Raw genomic sequence first — 1,006 nt, forward strand, 5'->3', positions numbered from 1 at the left:
TACTTCAAAATTTAGTTTGCTAAGGTCGCTGCTATCATAATGCTGGAATGAAAAACGGCGGTATCTACTGGCATAAAGCTCATTGCTCCAGTCACAAAACTGTCATATGCATGACGAAATCGCAAATCGATGAAATGAGTGATGCTGGAACTTATCGATAAGCCTGTGATAGCCAAAGGCAATCGTCAGCATGTCTATGCGCACCCCTACGACTCAACTCTTCTGGTCAAAGTGCCGCAGCCGGGCACATTTGACGCTCAAGGCCATCTCCCAAACACAGGTTGGATCGAACGAAAAATTCGCCGAGCGACCATGTACAGTGGCTTCCTGAGAGAGTTCCGCGAGTACCTTGAACTGAAAGCTCGTCTACAAGAACCTGGAGCACTTTTACCGATCTGCGAAGTGCATGGTACGACGCCAACTGATCTGGGTTTAGGGCTGGTTTATGGTCGCATTTCTGATTCCGACGGAAATTTACCACCAACACTTCATGAAATGATCCAATCAGGCCGTCTGGAACCTCTGCACTTGAAATTGCTGAATGAGTTTTTCGATACGTTGATCAAAAACCATGTCGTGCTTAGTAACAAGAACCTAAGCAATATAGTGTTCCAAAAGCAAAAAGATGGCTTTGGTAGATTTGTTTGGATAGACAGTTTTGGCTGCAAACAGCTTGTACCTCTGCGCAAATGGTCGAAATGGTTGAACACCCGCGGCTTGAACAAAGTGCGGAAGCAAGTAGTCGGTCATGCGGAACGAGCTTTGACAAAAGGCCATAAAGAAGGTGGATCGGCGGACACATAATGACTTCGGCTTGCATCCGCTCACGACGCCTACGATGTCTTCAATATTTGTAACCTGCACCCCTTGGAGCCCGCGTTTCCTAGTTAGCTCCGTTCAGTGTTTGGTCCTCTCTTGACCGTTGGTGATACTCCCACGGTGTGAGCCCGTCGAGCCCAAAGTGCCAGATGCTGCAGCCCGCGCTAACGACGGCAATGCGCAGAAA

Annotated in this window: 1 protein-coding gene; it reads left to right on the plus strand. The window is 48.2% G+C overall.

Annotated elements, in window-relative coordinates; translation table 11 throughout:
- The first annotated feature begins 141 nt into the window (after window positions 1-141).
- Window positions 142-804 carry a YrbL family protein gene (locus GOX45_RS21920; protein ID WP_171104096.1) on the plus strand — a complete coding sequence of 221 codons (663 nt, stop codon included), beginning with the start codon at window positions 142-144 and terminating at the stop codon, window positions 802-804.
- The last annotated feature ends 202 nt before the right edge of the window (window positions 805-1,006 follow it).

It is taken from the genome of Ruegeria sp. HKCCD7255, assembly GCF_013031565.1.
GTDB lineage: Bacteria > Pseudomonadota > Alphaproteobacteria > Rhodobacterales > Rhodobacteraceae > Ruegeria.